18 protein-coding genes are annotated in these 14,882 nt (G+C 37.0%); 3 read left to right on the top strand and 15 right to left on the bottom strand.

Annotation, left to right across the window (positions count from 1 at the left end; all coding sequences use genetic code 11):
• Window positions 1-247: 247 nt before the first annotated feature.
• Complete coding sequence (locus KI338_RS15025) at window positions 248-1,150, bottom strand: LysR family transcriptional regulator (RefSeq protein ID WP_212921818.1); 903 nt, start codon at window positions 1,148-1,150, stop codon at window positions 248-250.
• A 121-nt stretch (window positions 1,151-1,271) separates the two neighbouring features.
• Between KI338_RS15025 and KI338_RS15020 the strand changes: the two genes are divergently transcribed.
• Window positions 1,272-2,462: a coenzyme F420-0:L-glutamate ligase gene (locus KI338_RS15020; protein ID WP_212921817.1), complete on the top strand. Its 1,191-nt coding sequence runs from the start codon at window positions 1,272-1,274 to the stop codon at window positions 2,460-2,462.
• Between the two features lie 117 nt (window positions 2,463-2,579).
• Here the strand turns inward: KI338_RS15020 and KI338_RS15015 are convergent, their stop codons facing one another.
• The 6 genes from KI338_RS15015 to KI338_RS14990 form a co-directional block, all read right to left on the bottom strand.
• Window positions 2,580-3,062, bottom strand: coding sequence for a methylated-DNA--[protein]-cysteine S-methyltransferase (locus KI338_RS15015; protein ID WP_212921816.1), 483 nt, complete (start codon window positions 3,060-3,062; stop codon window positions 2,580-2,582).
• Window positions 3,055-3,963 carry a DNA-3-methyladenine glycosylase family protein gene (locus KI338_RS15010; RefSeq protein ID WP_212921815.1) on the bottom strand — a complete coding sequence of 303 codons (909 nt, stop codon included), beginning with the start codon at window positions 3,961-3,963 and terminating at the stop codon, window positions 3,055-3,057. The genes KI338_RS15015 and KI338_RS15010 overlap by 8 nt, the downstream gene beginning before the upstream one ends.
• Window positions 3,950-4,489, bottom strand: coding sequence for a bifunctional transcriptional activator/DNA repair enzyme AdaA (locus tag KI338_RS15005; RefSeq protein ID WP_373306352.1), 540 nt, complete (start codon window positions 4,487-4,489; stop codon window positions 3,950-3,952). Before KI338_RS15005 ends, KI338_RS15010 begins: the two co-directional genes overlap by 14 nt.
• 199 nt (window positions 4,490-4,688) lie before the next feature.
• Window positions 4,689-5,321 (bottom strand): hypothetical protein, encoded by a 633-nt coding sequence (locus KI338_RS15000; RefSeq protein ID WP_212921813.1) that lies wholly within the window; start codon window positions 5,319-5,321, stop codon window positions 4,689-4,691.
• Between the two features lie 221 nt (window positions 5,322-5,542).
• Window positions 5,543-6,880 (bottom strand): D-arabinono-1,4-lactone oxidase, encoded by a 1,338-nt coding sequence (locus KI338_RS14995; protein WP_212921862.1) that lies wholly within the window; start codon window positions 6,878-6,880, stop codon window positions 5,543-5,545.
• Complete coding sequence (locus tag KI338_RS14990; RefSeq protein WP_373306348.1) at window positions 6,880-8,052, bottom strand: amino acid deaminase/aldolase; 1,173 nt, start codon at window positions 8,050-8,052, stop codon at window positions 6,880-6,882. Before KI338_RS14990 ends, KI338_RS14995 begins: the two co-directional genes overlap by 1 nt.
• Before the next feature lie 244 nt (window positions 8,053-8,296).
• On the opposite strand from KI338_RS14990, the gene KI338_RS14985 reads away from it, so the two are divergent.
• Window positions 8,297-8,536, top strand: coding sequence for a hypothetical protein (locus KI338_RS14985; protein WP_212921811.1), 240 nt, complete (start codon window positions 8,297-8,299; stop codon window positions 8,534-8,536).
• Window positions 8,537-8,807: 271 nt separating this feature from the next.
• Here the strand turns inward: KI338_RS14985 and KI338_RS14980 are convergent, their stop codons facing one another.
• From KI338_RS14980 to KI338_RS14950, 7 genes are all read right to left on the bottom strand, one after another.
• Entirely contained in the window at window positions 8,808-9,305 is a 498-nt protein-coding gene (locus KI338_RS14980) for an LURP-one-related/scramblase family protein (protein WP_212921810.1), read from the bottom strand.
• 116 nt (window positions 9,306-9,421) lie between these two features.
• Window positions 9,422-9,802, bottom strand: coding sequence for a hypothetical protein (locus KI338_RS14975; RefSeq protein WP_212921809.1), 381 nt, complete (start codon window positions 9,800-9,802; stop codon window positions 9,422-9,424).
• A 134-nt stretch (window positions 9,803-9,936) separates the two neighbouring features.
• Window positions 9,937-10,185, bottom strand: coding sequence for a hypothetical protein (locus KI338_RS14970; RefSeq protein ID WP_212921808.1), 249 nt, complete (start codon window positions 10,183-10,185; stop codon window positions 9,937-9,939).
• A 1,165-nt stretch (window positions 10,186-11,350) separates the two neighbouring features.
• Window positions 11,351-11,467, bottom strand: a complete 117-nt coding sequence (locus tag KI338_RS14965; protein ID WP_212921807.1) for a YjcZ family sporulation protein — start codon at window positions 11,465-11,467, stop codon at window positions 11,351-11,353.
• Between the two features lie 213 nt (window positions 11,468-11,680).
• The gene (locus KI338_RS14960; protein WP_212921806.1) at window positions 11,681-12,082 is read right to left on the bottom strand and encodes a DUF6157 family protein; all 402 of its coding nucleotides are present in this window, start codon (window positions 12,080-12,082) and stop codon (window positions 11,681-11,683) included.
• A gap of 227 nt (window positions 12,083-12,309) precedes the next feature.
• The gene (locus KI338_RS14955; RefSeq protein WP_212921805.1) at window positions 12,310-12,561 is read right to left on the bottom strand and encodes a hypothetical protein; all 252 of its coding nucleotides are present in this window, start codon (window positions 12,559-12,561) and stop codon (window positions 12,310-12,312) included.
• A gap of 118 nt (window positions 12,562-12,679) precedes the next feature.
• Complete coding sequence (locus KI338_RS14950; protein ID WP_212921804.1) at window positions 12,680-12,967, bottom strand: hypothetical protein; 288 nt, start codon at window positions 12,965-12,967, stop codon at window positions 12,680-12,682.
• Between the two features lie 459 nt (window positions 12,968-13,426).
• Here KI338_RS14950 and KI338_RS14945 point away from each other — a divergent pair, with 459 nt between their 5' ends.
• Window positions 13,427-14,080, top strand: coding sequence for a carboxymuconolactone decarboxylase family protein (locus KI338_RS14945; protein WP_212921803.1), 654 nt, complete (start codon window positions 13,427-13,429; stop codon window positions 14,078-14,080).
• A gap of 351 nt (window positions 14,081-14,431) precedes the next feature.
• On the opposite strand, the gene KI338_RS14940 is transcribed toward KI338_RS14945, so the two are convergent.
• Window positions 14,432-14,803, bottom strand: coding sequence for a winged helix-turn-helix transcriptional regulator (locus tag KI338_RS14940; RefSeq protein WP_212921802.1), 372 nt, complete (start codon window positions 14,801-14,803; stop codon window positions 14,432-14,434).
• Window positions 14,804-14,882: the final 79 nt, after the last annotated feature.

The following is a 14,882-nucleotide window of genomic DNA, read 5'->3' as shown; positions in this document are numbered from 1 at the left end:
TATTAGAGCGGTTCTATTGGACTGAATTCCGCGTTTTTCGGTAACTTAGTCTATTAGAGCGGTTCTATTGGACTGATTCCCATGTTTTCCGGTAACTCTGTCCATTAGAAACTATCTATCGGACTATAAGCCAAGTTTTTCATTAACCCAGTCTTTTAAAAGTCACGGAGTTTATGTGTAACCTCACCCTATACAACTTCACACTTTTAGGACAATTGAATTGCTACCATTCCTTATCCCAATCGATCTACTCCCAGCTTTCTACCGTGTTCTCATTTATTAGCTCGACAAACTTCCTTGCAGCTTGTGATAAGGGAACATTTTTCAAATAACTTATGCCAATGCTTCTTTTTGGAATGGGCTCTTCCAGCTTCACCTCGTATAAGTCCTCTCTGTCTAAATAGTCCTTTGCAAACTCCTTGATTACGCAGGATATACCGAGGTTTATTTTTGTAAACTCCAAAACCAAATCATAGGAACCAAGCTCAAATACAGGTGATACCTGATATCCTCTCTCTTTCAGGAAATTTTCCACAAACATACGGGAGTTTGATTTCCTTTCTAGGAAAATTAACGGTAGCTTCATTAAGGTTGCTAGGCTAATTGGTTTTTCGGTTATTTCCTTGTATTTCTCACCACAAACGAATGTATCTTGTATCTCCTTACATGGGATAACCTGGAGTTGGTCGTCTTGAATTGGTAGGTTACAGATACCTACATCTACTTTTCCAGCTTTAATAAGATTGATGATTTCTGAGGTAGTGCGGTTTAAGATACTTAAATTAATGCCGGGATGTGCTTGGTGAAACTCCTCCAAATAAGGTAATAAGAAATAACGTGAGATGGTATCCCCAACCCCGATACGTAATTGTCCTGTTTTTAAGGTTTTAAACTCGGATAGCTTATCTTCTGCGACCTGGATCATACCGAGTGCTGATTTCACATGCTCACTTAACAGCATTCCTTCCATGGTTAATTCAACACCCTTAGAGGTACGGTTAAATAGCTGAATTGCTAATTCATTCTCTAGCTTGGAGATTGACTGACTAACTGCAGATTGTGTCATATACAATTCCTGTGCAGCCTTCGAAAAGCTTCTATTCTGGCTAACAGTGTAAAAAATACGATATAGATCTAATTTCCCAACCATATTAACACCCCTTATAACAGATATTATAAATATTAATTTTACTTATATCAATCAATAGGTTATAGTTACATAGGATCAAAAAATTGATTACCCACCACACTCTTATTTGAGGAGAGATAATATGGAACGAGTAGTTGGAACTGTAGTTCGTGGACTCCGCGGACCAATCATTAACACTGGAGACAATATAGAAGATATCGTTGTAAATACGGTATTACATGCAGCAGAAACGGAAGGCTTTACTATTGAAGATCGTGACATTGTTACGATTACTGAATCCGTTGTTGCTCGTGCACAAGGAAACTATGCAACGATTGGTAATATAGCAGCGGATATAAAAGCTAAATTCGGCGAAGAAACTGTTGGAGTTATTTTCCCAATCCTTAGTCGTAACCGTTTTTCTAACTGCCTTCGAGGAATTGCAAAAGGAACAAAACGTATTGTGTTAATGTTAAGCTATCCTGCTGATGAAGTGGGTAACCATCTTGTCGATATCGATGAACTAGATGTAAAAGGTATTAACCCTTGGACAGATGTACTATCAGAAACTGATTTCCGTAAGCATTTCGGTCATAAGAAGCATCCATTTACAGGTGTTGATTATATCGAATACTATAAAGAATTAATTGAGGCAGAAGGTGCAGCCTGTGAAGTCATCTTCTCCAACAATCCAAAAACTATTCTAGACTATACAAAAAACGTACTAACCTGTGACATTCACACTCGTGCAAGAACAAAGCGCATTCTGAAAAGCAATGGTGCTGAAAAAGTATTTGGCCTTGATGATGTACTTTCTGAATCTATTAATGGTAGTGGATTTAACGCAGACTATGGTCTACTTGGGTCAAATAAAGCGACTGAAGATAGCGTTAAACTTTTCCCAAATAACTGCCAACCAATTGTCGATGGCATTCAAGCAAAGCTAAGAGAAGTAACGGGTAAAACCGTTGAAGTAATGGTTTATGGTGACGGAGCATTCAAAGACCCTGTCGGAAAAATTTGGGAGCTTGCTGATCCAGTCGTATCACCTGCCTATACTTCTGGACTTGAGGGTACACCAAATGAGGTAAAATTAAAATACCTTGCAGATAATAACTTCTCTCATTTACGTGGAGAAGAGCTTAAGCAAGCAATTTCGGAATACATTCAGAACAAAAATGAAGATCTAGTTGGTGCTATGGAAGCACAAGGAACGACACCACGTAGACTAACAGATCTTATTGGATCCCTATCTGATTTAACCTCTGGTAGTGGTGATAAAGGAACACCAATGATTTATATTCAAGGATATTTTGATAATTATACGAAGTAATAGATGATAAAAGGATGCACGAACTAATAGCGTGCATCCTTTTCTATTTAAGATGGCAGAAGATACTTCTCCATCATTCGATCTCCTTAAAAAATAATGCTCAATTAAACGGTCTAACTACATCTTTATTCCATTCTTCTCATGCTCCAGTAACCATTCCTTTCGCCAAACGCCGCCTGCATAACCAGTCATTTTTCCGTTAGAACCAATCACACGATGGCACGGAATGACAATGCTTATTTTATTTTTTCCATTCGTACTACCCACCGCACGAACTGCCTTCTCATTCCCAACGGAAACAGCAATATCCTTATAAGACTGTACGCCAGCGTATGGAATTTCCGTCAAAGCATTCCAAACCTTTCTTTGAAAGTCTGTCCCTTCCAATTCATAAGGAATGGTAAATGCCTGGCGAGTGCCGTTAAAATATTCATCCAATTGGTTATAGCAATCTACGAGTACGGCTGGTGTTTTTGGCTGAAGATCATGCTTCTTTTCTTCATTCTCCGAAAATAAAATAGCTGTTATCGCCTCATGCGTACCCGTTATTTCAATGACACCAATTGGTGATTCGTAGTCTAGTTGGTATAATTTAGTCATATAAAGACCTCCAAAGGTAAAATGTAGCATATGCTTGCCAGCCTTCCCAATTAACTGCTATATCCATAATTTCTTCTATAGTTGGTTTTCTGTCTAGTCCTAATTGATTTTTCAATGCATGATGAAGACCGACGTCCGCAATTGGGAAGGCAGTGGTTTGATGTAAGCATTTCATCATAACATAATCTGCTGTCCATGCTCCAACACCTCTAATTGCCATTAATGAAGCTTTTATTTGTTGATAATCTTGTTGCTGGAGCAATAATTCCTTTGCTAATTCACCGCTAGTCATAGCTTTGGCAATATGAATCACATATTCAGCCTTTCTGGTAGAGAATTGCAATTTTTTTAGATCCTCAACCTCCAAGGAAGCAATTTTTTCAAAGGTGGGGAAAACCCAAAACGTATCCGCTTCAAAACGTAAACTTTCTCCGAACTGTTCTACGAAGCGTTTCTTTAATGTGTAAGCAAATGTTAAATTAATTTGCTGGCCGATAATTGCCCATACCAATGCCTCAAATAAATCGGGAATACACATGATTCGTAATCCATAATAGTCCTGAACTAATCCTCTCAAGACATTATCCTTACCTGCTATTTGGTAAAACTCTCCTAGCTTACAATCCAAATCAAACCATTCCCAAATATACTCGGCAGCCTCTTTACGTTTTTCACTTGATGGAGCACCTATTGGGAAATCAACCTTTATATATTGATCTCTATATCCGATTTTACACAGAATGAGGGATTCAACTACAGGGATTAATTTATAAAGCGATTCGTCTTTTACCTGATGGAGTATTTCCTGATCCGATCTTTCTAAAAAGACTAGACACTCTTTAAAGTTAAATTCCTTTGGCGGATAAATTTCTATATGTGATGGATAATCAGCCCAATTCATGGTGGAATTCCTTTCGATACTCACTAGGTGAACAGTTTTTTTGCTTTCGAAATACTTTATAAAAATTGGAAGGGCTTTGGAATCCTACCGCATAACAGATTTCTAAATTTGTAAGATTTGTACTAGAAAGAAGATGTGTCGCTTTATCGATGCGTATTTTCTCTAAGTACATACGTGGCGTGTCCGATGTTTCCTCTTTAAAAAGTCGCTCCAGATAAAAGGGACTTAAACCGATGTGTGCCGCAATATCCTTCAAAGCAATATTCTGCTTATAATGATTAACTAGAAACGTAGTGACCTTTCGAACTATTTCCATATGTGGCGATTCATCAACCTCTGGTTGGCATCTTTTGCAAGGACGATAACCTGCAGCCTCCACCTTATTCATTTCATAGTAAAATTCAACATTTGTCTTTTTCGGCTTCCTTGATCGGCAGGAAGGACGGCAGTATATTTTCGTCGTTTTAACTGCTGTAAAGAAAAGGCCATCATATTTCCGATCACAGGCCATTATTTTTTCCCACATTTCATCAAACGAAAGATTAATATTCGTCACCTAATACCGGACTCCTTCCTTTATCATTGGGTTCATTTTAACAATATCCGAGCCTCATTTCATCCTCATTCTTGCTCTTATGGTCTGTGTTCAATATACTATAGAAAAAAAGTGCCTTTCTCGACCATTTCAGTAAATAAAGGTACGTTGAGACAGGCACTAACCCATATCAATGGTATTCATTATAATGCTCTTCTGTTATAGCCCCCATTTCCAATGCTTTCGTAGGCTTCACTAAGAAAGCGGGGCTAACCGCAAATAAGTAATAGGATAAGACATAGAAGAAGCCAAACACGATAATCTTAGCCCCACCATGATAAATAACAATATTTACAACGACAGCACCAATTATCCCAATAAAAAGGACTCCTAATGAGTAATAGAGAAGGAATTTTGCTGGTCTTCGTACACCGTCGTTTCCCTCTGTAATCGCGAGCTTCATGATTAATTTTTCTTTATATTTATAGCCGATTAGGAACGTAACAAGGTAGATCCCTAACAACAACCAAATCAGCCAGCTTCCCCATAACAGGAAAAACAATGGAATACTACAATAGAAGGACATCATTGCAATCATGATAAATGCATTAATACTGTTAACCAATATGCCACTATGCCCAAATTTAAGCCAGATACATAAAAGAAGAATCACCAGAACTGGAATTGTCATCACAGTTCCAATGAAAACCTTCAGACTCTCTGTAATAGCCCCAAATAAGGGAGCAAAAATAATCGCCAAAACAACCACATTCACTAGGTTAGTTTGAAATATTGGTTTTCTTTTTTTGTTGATGATAACCACCTCTTACGCTAAACACCTATTAAATTACTTTTATTCTATCATTTCCTTATATTACTTTGTGTTTTCCGAACTGAATGACTACCAGTACTTCGTTGGTTGAAGGCATTTTGTATCATTCGTTAAGCATAAACAAGGACAAGGCATTTCAGCAGATTCTTACTTAAATTGTAGAACAGAATCATAATAAGTGAAATGGTTATGTTATCAATCAGCCTCAAGTTTTACTCCATAACAGGTAATTTCTCGGTTGATTGTTCACCTATCCAAATTTCCTTCAAATAATCATTTAGAAAAACCCCATGTGGATCTAATTCCTGCCTTACAGCTAGAAAATCGGGTAGCTTTGGATATAGGGCAAGTAATTCCTTCTGGCTGAGATGATGCATTTTCCCCCAATGTGGCCTTCCTTCATATTTCCGCATAATCGCTTCCATATCATAGAAATATTCTTCATAGGGCATACCTTTATACATATGGAAGGCAATATATGCCGATTCCCTTTGATAGGAAGGGCTAAGCCAACTATCATCTGCCTTAACTGTCCTACATTCTATTGGAAAATGGACGCGATGCTTCTTTTCCTCGATACATTCCCGAATCTCTTGAATGGCCGATTTAAAATGCTCAATCGGGATACAGTATTCAATTTCCCTAAACTTCACTAGCCTCGGTGTTGCAAAAAGCTCATGACTTTTCCCTGCTATCATTGTTTTTCCGATTGCTCTTGCTGATAGTCTACTAACAAAGCTACTGCCCGTTGAAAACAATCTACAAAACTCTGAAAGAATATAAAATAAATAGTTTTCGAGTAGGAGATTTTGAAAGCGATGAAAATGTAAACGATCGGGCTTCCTTTCTGTAATATTCATCGTTTTAACCTGCACAATATCTGAATAAGGAAATAGATAAAACTCAAAGTGGCGGTTTTCGTGAATATAACGATCTAGCTGCTCAACAAGAAGCGGATACAGTATCTTATCACTCTGATATGCATAAACAAGACTTTTTATAATTTTTAACTTCACCTTAACAATAATTCCTAGACTTCCAAGTGATACGAGGCAAGCCTTGAAATAACGAGCGTTCTGTTTCTCAGACACGGTAAGAAGTTCTCCTGATGCTGTCACGATGGATAGCTCTACCACTTGAGTGGAAATATTTCCAAAGTCCAGACCAGTGCCATGCGTTCCAGTTGATATAGCACCTGCAATGCTTTGGACATTAATATCCCCTAAATTTTCTTGGGCATAGCCTGCTTGTCCAAGCTCTTCACCTAATTGAAAAAGCCTCGTACCTCCCAGAACAGTAACCATATGATTGACTTCATCAATTTCCTCAATCCCACTTAGTAAATCAAGCGAAATAAGCCAGTCATTTGTTTCTACTAATTTCGTAAATGAGTGCCCTGCTCCAACTACTCGAATCCTTTTCTGCTCTTGGACAGCCTCTTTAACAATAAAAATAACTTCTTCCATAGAGGATGGATAAAAGGTTTTCTCAGGAGTACTTTGACTAGTTCTTGCCCAATTTCTCCACCGCTTTCCTTGTTCTGTCTTCATTACAGAAAACATCTCCCTTCCCCCCGATAGGTAGGATAGTGTTCTACTATTTCCTGATTCTCGAAGCAAATGATCTCATTAAACCGTTCACAAATTTCTCCTGCCTTTGCTGCTCTGAAAACGATCGGATCTCCTATCTCCAACTTTTCGTCTTTAAAATAGACAGGGGTTTGCACTTCACCTGCCCCCTCAAATGGAAGTAATTTACCACCAGGCGGATAGACAGGCTTTGGCACTTTATCCTCCCCATGAGGCCCTGATGCAATATACCCACCTCCTAGACAGGTATAAATATTCGGTGCAGGCTTTCGAACTACTGGTAAGGCGAAAAATAGAGCAGGCTGATAGCGGAAATCCCGGTAATAGTCGAACAGCAAAGGCGAGTAAAAGCCAGAACCAGCAGTAAGCTCTGTAACACTTTCATCTACAGATGTCGTATCAAGACTACCTGTCCCACCTCCGTTCACGAATACTAGTTGATGTCCTTCCCCTTCCAATGCTTGAACAATCGTTTGTCTGCGTTCTCTAATTTTATGGATAGATCTTCTTTTTAAAATAGTGACAACTCGGTTCTTCATCTTTTGTGTAGGCACCTTATCACCAACACCAGCAATTTGTGCCTCATAGCCCATCACTCCAACAAGCTTTAAACTAGGGGATTCTTTCATTTTCCTCGCTAGCTGAATGACGTCATTCTCGGATTTTAACGGAGAACGTCTTACACCAAAATGCAGACTACCAAATGAAGTGCTCATATCAATATCAATACATAGATAAAAGACTCCATTAGTCGTTTGATTGATTTTGTTTAAATGGTCAATATGCTGCGTGGAATCGACCATACAAGTAATTTGTTTCCCATTGGCATTAAGCTTGGCAATTTCAGCGAGGGCTTGTTCATCCCAGCATGGATACCCCAACAAAATATCGTCAAAGCCCTGTTCAGCCAGAAAAATAGCCTCATGAGGGCTATAGCACATAAGCCCCTTGAAAAGAGGATTTGCTTTAAAAATTCTTCTTAATACCGGAATCGAGCGTATTGATTTGGTAGCAATTCTAATCGTTTTTCCATTTGCCTTTTCAGCAATCATCCTACAATTTTCATCAAAAGCATTTCCATCCAACAAAAGCGCAGGAAGGGATAACTCCCTCCATAGCATCCTAGGAACCATTTCCATCACCTCATAGATTTATCATAAATGAGGATGCAAAATTAATAAAGCATTATTTTAAAGATTCTGAATACTATAGATGTCTATAAGGCTGTCATGAAATGGTGAATTACAATAATAGATCGTTATTAAAAATCAGATATCATTTGCTCATTAAATTAATTCCCTAAACAGCTGTTTATAATTTGCAGAATATAGTAAATTGAATGTAAGGAAAAAGCATAAATGGAGGGATTCTAGAAAAATGAAAAAGGGGGAAATAAAATCTAGAAAAGCTATTCATATTGCTACGCTAATGGGAATCATATTGCTTGTAATTCCAGCTAGCATGAATCAGTCATACATTCCATTGCTATTAATTCTAATGGGAGTTAATCTCTTTAATTCTTCATTAGCCACCTTTAACGGTAAAAAAATACCACTATTTCTTTTTCTAGCATTCTTACCATTACTAGTTTACATGGGTATTACTTTATTCAAATGAAACTAACCTGTGTGGCTACATTGGATTAAGGTAGTTATTTCATAAGTGGACGGTTCCTTTTCATTTAGCTAAGCGATACGCTATATACCAAGGAAAGTGCCGTGTCTATGCTTCAGACCCTGGTCTTAATGATTACATTTTTTGTCATAGACAAAAAAAATAGACCCCACTTCATTATTAGCTGCTGCTGAGGTCTATTTATTACTAAAATTAATACAATCTTTCTCTACCTATTTTGTTATTTTTAATTGATAGATGTAGTAGCCCTGTATTAAGTCGCCGCTCCGGCAGAAGCAGCTGATTCATCAGACTTTACACAATCAATAGCGACAACGAGTGCAATCATGATAGACTCCATGTCTTCCTTTAATATTTGTACCTTGTAGCTATCACCCCAGGTGAACCATTCCTTGTTAACCTTACCGACAACTTCACCATGTTGAAGCACTTGAAACTCCATATCCCACCAGTTCCCATGTACTTCAATGCCAGCCGCATCAATAGTATAGCGTGCCTTAAAGAAGGAAAATTCCTTCTTAATCGTTAATACCTCGCGACCATCTACTTCAACAAAAAATTTCGGTAAAAAGCTGAATGTCTTCTTCGTAATAAGTGCAACCTCGGATCTTGTTGGATTCATAATGGAGAAGGTCTTAGGAATTTGCATAAAACTACCTTCCACGTAATAAACATCATCTCCTTCTTCATCCTTCACCGTAAATTTTCCACTTAGACTAAACACCTTCTGCTTGATATATAACTCCCTCATTCTACCTCTCCCTATGAAAAATGTTGTTTAAATTATATCCTTATTTTGTGGTACCTGTCATTATGTAACTTAAGAGCTGTTACGTTAACTCTTAAGCTGTTATTGTTCTTATAACATTATCTTCTAGGTCTATTTGGACCGCTACCAAACATTCTACCGATAAAACCCAACCAATGTTGCGGGCCACTAAACCCATTCATACCTTTGCCGAATGGGAAAGCCCCCATCCCAGGACCAAATGGAAAGCTTCCATTCGTCATTATTTCCATCATTTCTTTCATTCCCATCTGACTATGGCCAAAAGGGAAATTTCCTTTATTCATCATTTCCATTAATTCGTTCATACCAAGATTCCCATTCCCACCAAAGGGTTTCCCCATCCAATTCCCTTCGTTCGAAAATGGATTAAATCCTGGTCCTATGTTTCTATTTTTCCCCTTCTCCCCTTCACTTTGGGAGAGAATCTCATTAAACCAATTTTTTTGTTGAGATGACACCTTTTGCACCTCCCTCAACCAATTGAACTCTTTTCAGCATGGAAGAAAAAACAAATTCCTTTAATGTTATACGTTTACTTGAATGAATAGTTACAGTATCTCATCCTATATCTAGCTATTCCGATCAAACACCGCTAAAATATTCTAAAAATAGAACCCATTTGCCTTATCATATTGATTCCATTAGTTATGGTACCTACATGCCCCATAATTGTTCTCATATTTATTCCTGTGCCTTGTGTTTGCCCTACTTGGTTGAACGGAAAAGAATTCCGTGGTCTACGTCTAATTTGATTTTGGTAGCGAAAATTTAGATTCGGTGCGCCGAACCTTGGTCTTTGCCTTGGAGGAATCCTTCCTTGGTTAGGTGGAAATAATGGCATACCCTATGCCTCCTTTTCTACATAGACATTTATATATACCATATTTCTATGCAAAGAAAATACTTTTGAACTATCCATTAGCCTTATAACTCAACAAAAACAAATTGGGTATTCGGATTATAGTGTGGAACAAATAAATCCTTTGATTTCTTATATGGTACATGGCTAAAGGAGAACAACTATCACACGCTTGGATACGATAGCGAACTATGGGATGAACGTTACAAACCTGAAGATATAGAAAATGAAATTGAACTGTATGTCGCTGTGAAGCATACTTAATTTATTTAAGGAGGCAGTGGAAGAAACCAATTCCAATTGCTTCTTTTTAAACTAGCATCTTTTTTCGAACACAGGAACCCCGCTTCATTGGCTCGGAATTGCGGTTATTACGTAGCAATTTCATTAACGAGCTTGGTAGATTGTTTGTTTTGTTAGCAAAAGGTGGTAGGTAGGTTACTATGATATGCATTATGTTTGTCATTAAGGTGATTCTATTACGCTGGTGGCTTGTTTTTTTTAACTTTGTCTATTAGAACGGGCTATTAGACTGAGTTCCGCGTTTTTCATTATCTTAGTCCATTAGAGCAGTTCTATTAGACTGAGTTCTGCGTTTTTCATTAACTTAGTCTATTAGAACGGGGCTATTGGACTGAGTTCCGCGTTTTTCATTATCTTAGTCTATTAGAACAGTTCTATTGGACTGAGTTCTGCGTTTTTCATTAACTTAGTCTATTAGAACGGGGCTATTGGACTGAGTTCCGCGTTTTTCATTATCTTAGTCTATTAGAACAGTTCTATTGGACTGAGTTCCACGTTTTTCGTTATCTTTGTCTATTAGAACGGTTCTATTGGACTGAGTTCCACGTTTTTCGTTATCTTTGTCTATTAGAGCCTCTCTATTAGACTGAGTTCCGCGTTTTTCATTATCTTAGTCCATTAGAACGGTTCTATTAGACTGAGTTTCGCGTTTTTCGTTATCTTTGTCTATTAGAACGGTTCTATTGGACTGTGTTCTGCGTTTTTCGTTATCTTTGTCTATTAGAACGGTATTCACACTATTTTCCGATTACCCAACAAATGGAAAGGCGGCTTCATAAGAAACCGCCTTTGAAATGATAAACTGATTAGTAAGGTCCTCTGCTTAGCTGTAACAATATTAAAATTAGTAAACTCCGTAGCCACCTACAAATGCAGTACCAACGATAATTAATAGGATAAATAGTATCACGATTAATGCAAATCCCCCACCGTGGCCATATCCTCCTGCAGCTCCACTCATACTTACACCACCTTTACATTTTCGGAACAATGTATTGTATGAATTAGGTTATCCATTGATTGGACGATTGCATCAGATACTAGAGCAGATGGTTATAATTTTTACACAGTTTTTATTTAGATTAATCAGTCTTCCATTGAAACCTTCCCATAAAACATTGGTGATACAGCTGGTATTGTGTAATTCTGATTAATGAGTGGGTAGGTCTTCCCGCTATTTCCGTTTCGTACGCATACCTTTTAATAAAGTAATCTGATCTGCATGGAGAAATTGCTCATATGCTTCACTATTCACAGCATATATTGCAAGTTTTCCTTCGTTATCGTAATGTATTCCCCACCCATATTTCTTTACCAATGGAGATGCTCTAAAGCAAGCTTTCGGTTTTTCAAAAAATTGTTTTCTTAATTCGTCTAATTGATTGGATTCAATTTGATTTTTACGTAAATAGGTTTGAAATTGCACATCTTCTTGAGAAAATTCGTATGGATTATTATGGATTAAGTCATATTCTATCGAAGCTATCGTTGGCTTGTTATTTCTTGGTTGAGGCGCAATACCTGAATCAACCGTTGAGTCCTCTGAAATGGTAATAAACGTGTTTTTATAGCTCATTAGATTACTCCTTCCTTAATAATTGATTCATGCAAATCCTATGACAAACATACTCTAATGGTATTTTAAATATCGTCACAAATAAATTAATCTATACAAAAGAGAGTACCAGTGAAACAAAAAATAAACAGGGAATTATCACCTATGACGATACCTGTTGTTCAAAGTACCTTAAAGTTACTGACACCTTCTCACTGTTTACACGATTTATTTGACCCGGTTAAGGCTTATTTTCTGTTATTCTTACCCACCTTCTCATTACCGCGTTTAAAGTTTCGCGTAATTTTAGCTAATAATAACTGAACTTCTATTGCATTATCTTCAACCTCTTTAATTTTTGCTATAAGACGTTCTGCCTCAGCATCCTTTACAATTTTAATCTGTTTACCTTCATAAGAGATTATAACTGTTCCTTTTTTCGTTGTTTGATAAGTAAAAGGTTCTTCACCCAATCTATTTCGTTTATCTATTTCGCTCATTACCTCACTCCTAAATTGATAATTTCAATAAATCGTTTATTACAATTTTTCCTTTAAAGATCTATGTAGCAGTATTTTTCAGTCGTGACAGAATATAGACATTCTCTTCTCTACTATATTAGCTGAAGAACTTTATCGTTAACTTTTTGTAGAGCTTTATACCAAATAAGAGAATAAAGAAATAAACCATCGCATTCACTAAAAAAGCTGCTACATTCAAGCTAATATTTACTACATTAAAGGGATTTAGTACAGATAACGGACTAGTGTACCAATATTCAATATCGTAATATGTTAAAAAGGAAATGGGGTAACCTAGAACTTTATCGCCTTCTATATTTTTAGCAAATAGAAAAATAGTCAAATAGGATAATAATAGGCTATATAAAAAGATTTTTGTTTTCATTGTCTACACCTCGACACAAGCGCTATACATCTACAAACTAGTTATTACGAATTCCTTGTCATCCTTATCAACGAAACTATTCTCACCACACCAACCAACCATAAACAAAGCACCAATAATTAACATGTACACGGGTACCTTTTTCATAGGTTCACACCCTCATTGCCTATATACGAAGTAAACCATAGATTTGTTCCAAAATTTCGTTAATTATTTAGTTAAACTATCCCACCCTCTTATAAAAGAATTTTAAATCCATTTAACTAAAAACTAATTATTAGGTAACTGGATGCCGTCTCAACTACATTACACTTCAATAATAACACAACATTCAGAGTATTCATCCCATAGTTTTAGTTCAACACCTTACGCTTAAAACAACAAGTAAACGATAACTAACAATTGTTGTTAAATAATTAACAAATCGAAGGATAAACTAAATAAAAAAGGAGTATAGAAATGGCAGATTACCTATATGAAAAAGAAAATATACAAAGGCTAACTCAATTAAAGGAGCTTGCACCAGAGCAACTAGAAACATTTAAAGAATTTAATGCTGCTACCTTTAAAGATGGCGCATTATCGAAAAGGGAAAAAGAAATCATAGCTGTTGCAATTACACATGTAACACAATGTCCTTATTGTATTGACTCCCATACAAAGGCAGCGAAAAAGGCTGGTGTTACACTAGAGGAATTGGTTGAGGCGGTATTCGTTACAACTGCAGTCGAAGCAGGTGGTACGGTTACCCATAGTACTCATGTACACAATGCAAGAGATAAAGAAGCAACAGATGTACTTTATGCCCGTTCTAATTTAAAACATCTTGGCGAGTTAGGAAAATTTGCTCCAGATGGTTTTAAAGGATATCAAGCATTTAGCGCAGCAGCAACAAAGGCTGGAAAATTGAGTACGAAATTTAAAGAAATGATTGCCGTTGCAGTAGCAAACGCTATTCAATGTCCATATTGTATTGATGTTCATACGAAAAATGCAGGAAAACAAGGAGCAACAAGCGAGGAGCTTGCAGAAGCCATAATGGTAGCCTCTGCAGTACGTGCTGGAGCTTCTTACGCTCATATGGCTAATATGATTGAGAGTTATCAAGCATGAGATATAAAGTCAGGAACACTAGCTTGTAATTCATTTAGGGCAGAAAAACCAGCTAGAACCTGCCTATTTACAACTTGATAGACCTCTTTTTGAACCATATTAAAAAAGACGATCTTGATGATCGTCTTGCTCACTTATTCACCGATTAGTTTCTAGAATCCAAGTATTCATCTTCATATTTGGTTAACTAGACGGCTGCTGATAGATTAATTGCACAACTCCTGAAGAAGTGAGAGCGAAATATAAATTTCCAAAACGTGTTTACACTTTAGCCCTGGATTGTTCATTTTTATTTTTATATCTAAACCATCCGCTCCAAACACGCTTTATGAGGTTTAATATTTCATGATATTACTTCAGACTTTCATTTAGTATGTTTTCTTCTAATACATCAAATTTATTTCCATATACTTTGGTAATATGCTTTTCTCCCCAATCACAAAGGGCGTTCAATATCCCTTCTAAGCTACGACCATACTCACTTAATTCATATTCCACCTTTGGTGGGACTTGATTATAGACAATCCGATTAATGACTCCGTCTTCTTCCAACTCCCGTAATTGCTGTGTTAACATTTTCTGGGTAATATTTGGCATCAGGCGTTTTAACTCACTCGTACGTTTCTTTCCGTGGGTTAAATGACATAAAATCACACATTTCCACTTTCCACCAATGACCTCTAATGTCGCCTCTACAGAGATATTGTATTTCTTCTGTTGCATTTATTAACTCCTCCTAAAGGATAGGCACTAAAAGGTACCTATGTTACTTTTTGGTTTCTATATAACTTTAAAGTGCGTA

The sequence above is a fragment of the Ornithinibacillus bavariensis genome, from assembly GCF_018333235.1.
Classification (GTDB): Bacteria; Bacillota; Bacilli; order Bacillales; family Amphibacillaceae; genus Ornithinibacillus; species Ornithinibacillus bavariensis.
This window is presented reverse-complemented; position numbering and strand designations above follow the sequence as displayed.

What these genes read in the sequence shown, in the direction of transcription:
- KI338_RS15015 (WP_212921816.1), bottom strand. Translation starts at nt 3,062, where the DNA reads ATGACTAAATTATACCAACTAGACTACGAATCACCAATTGGTGTCATT.
- KI338_RS14990 (WP_373306348.1), bottom strand. Translation starts at nt 8,052, where the DNA reads ATGGTTCCTAGGATGCTATGGAGGGAGTTATCCCTTCCTGCGCTTTTG.
- KI338_RS15010 (WP_212921815.1), bottom strand. Translation starts at nt 3,963, where the DNA reads ATGAATTGGGCTGATTATCCATCACATATAGAAATTTATCCGCCAAAG.
- KI338_RS14965 (WP_212921807.1), bottom strand. Translation starts at nt 11,467, where the DNA reads ATGAGTGGAGCTGCAGGAGGATATGGCCACGGTGGGGGATTTGCATTA.
- KI338_RS14955 (WP_212921805.1), bottom strand. Translation starts at nt 12,561, where the DNA reads ATGAGCGAAATAGATAAACGAAATAGATTGGGTGAAGAACCTTTTACT.
- KI338_RS15025 (WP_212921818.1), bottom strand. Translation starts at nt 1,150, where the DNA reads ATGGTTGGGAAATTAGATCTATATCGTATTTTTTACACTGTTAGCCAG.
- KI338_RS14960 (WP_212921806.1), bottom strand. Translation starts at nt 12,082, where the DNA reads ATGAGCTATAAAAACACGTTTATTACCATTTCAGAGGACTCAACGGTT.
- KI338_RS14985 (WP_212921811.1), top strand. Translation starts at nt 8,297, where the DNA reads ATGAAAAAGGGGGAAATAAAATCTAGAAAAGCTATTCATATTGCTACG.
- KI338_RS14970 (WP_212921808.1), bottom strand. Translation starts at nt 10,185, where the DNA reads ATGCCATTATTTCCACCTAACCAAGGAAGGATTCCTCCAAGGCAAAGA.
- KI338_RS15005 (WP_373306352.1), bottom strand. Translation starts at nt 4,489, where the DNA reads ATGTGGGAAAAAATAATGGCCTGTGATCGGAAATATGATGGCCTTTTC.
- KI338_RS14945 (WP_212921803.1), top strand. Translation starts at nt 13,427, where the DNA reads ATGGCAGATTACCTATATGAAAAAGAAAATATACAAAGGCTAACTCAA.
- KI338_RS14940 (WP_212921802.1), bottom strand. Translation starts at nt 14,803, where the DNA reads ATGCAACAGAAGAAATACAATATCTCTGTAGAGGCGACATTAGAGGTC.
- KI338_RS14950 (WP_212921804.1), bottom strand. Translation starts at nt 12,967, where the DNA reads ATGAAAACAAAAATCTTTTTATATAGCCTATTATTATCCTATTTGACT.
- KI338_RS14995 (WP_212921862.1), bottom strand. Translation starts at nt 6,880, where the DNA reads ATGAAGACAGAACAAGGAAAGCGGTGGAGAAATTGGGCAAGAACTAGT.
- KI338_RS15020 (WP_212921817.1), top strand. Translation starts at nt 1,272, where the DNA reads ATGGAACGAGTAGTTGGAACTGTAGTTCGTGGACTCCGCGGACCAATC.
- KI338_RS14980 (WP_212921810.1), bottom strand. Translation starts at nt 9,305, where the DNA reads ATGAGGGAGTTATATATCAAGCAGAAGGTGTTTAGTCTAAGTGGAAAA.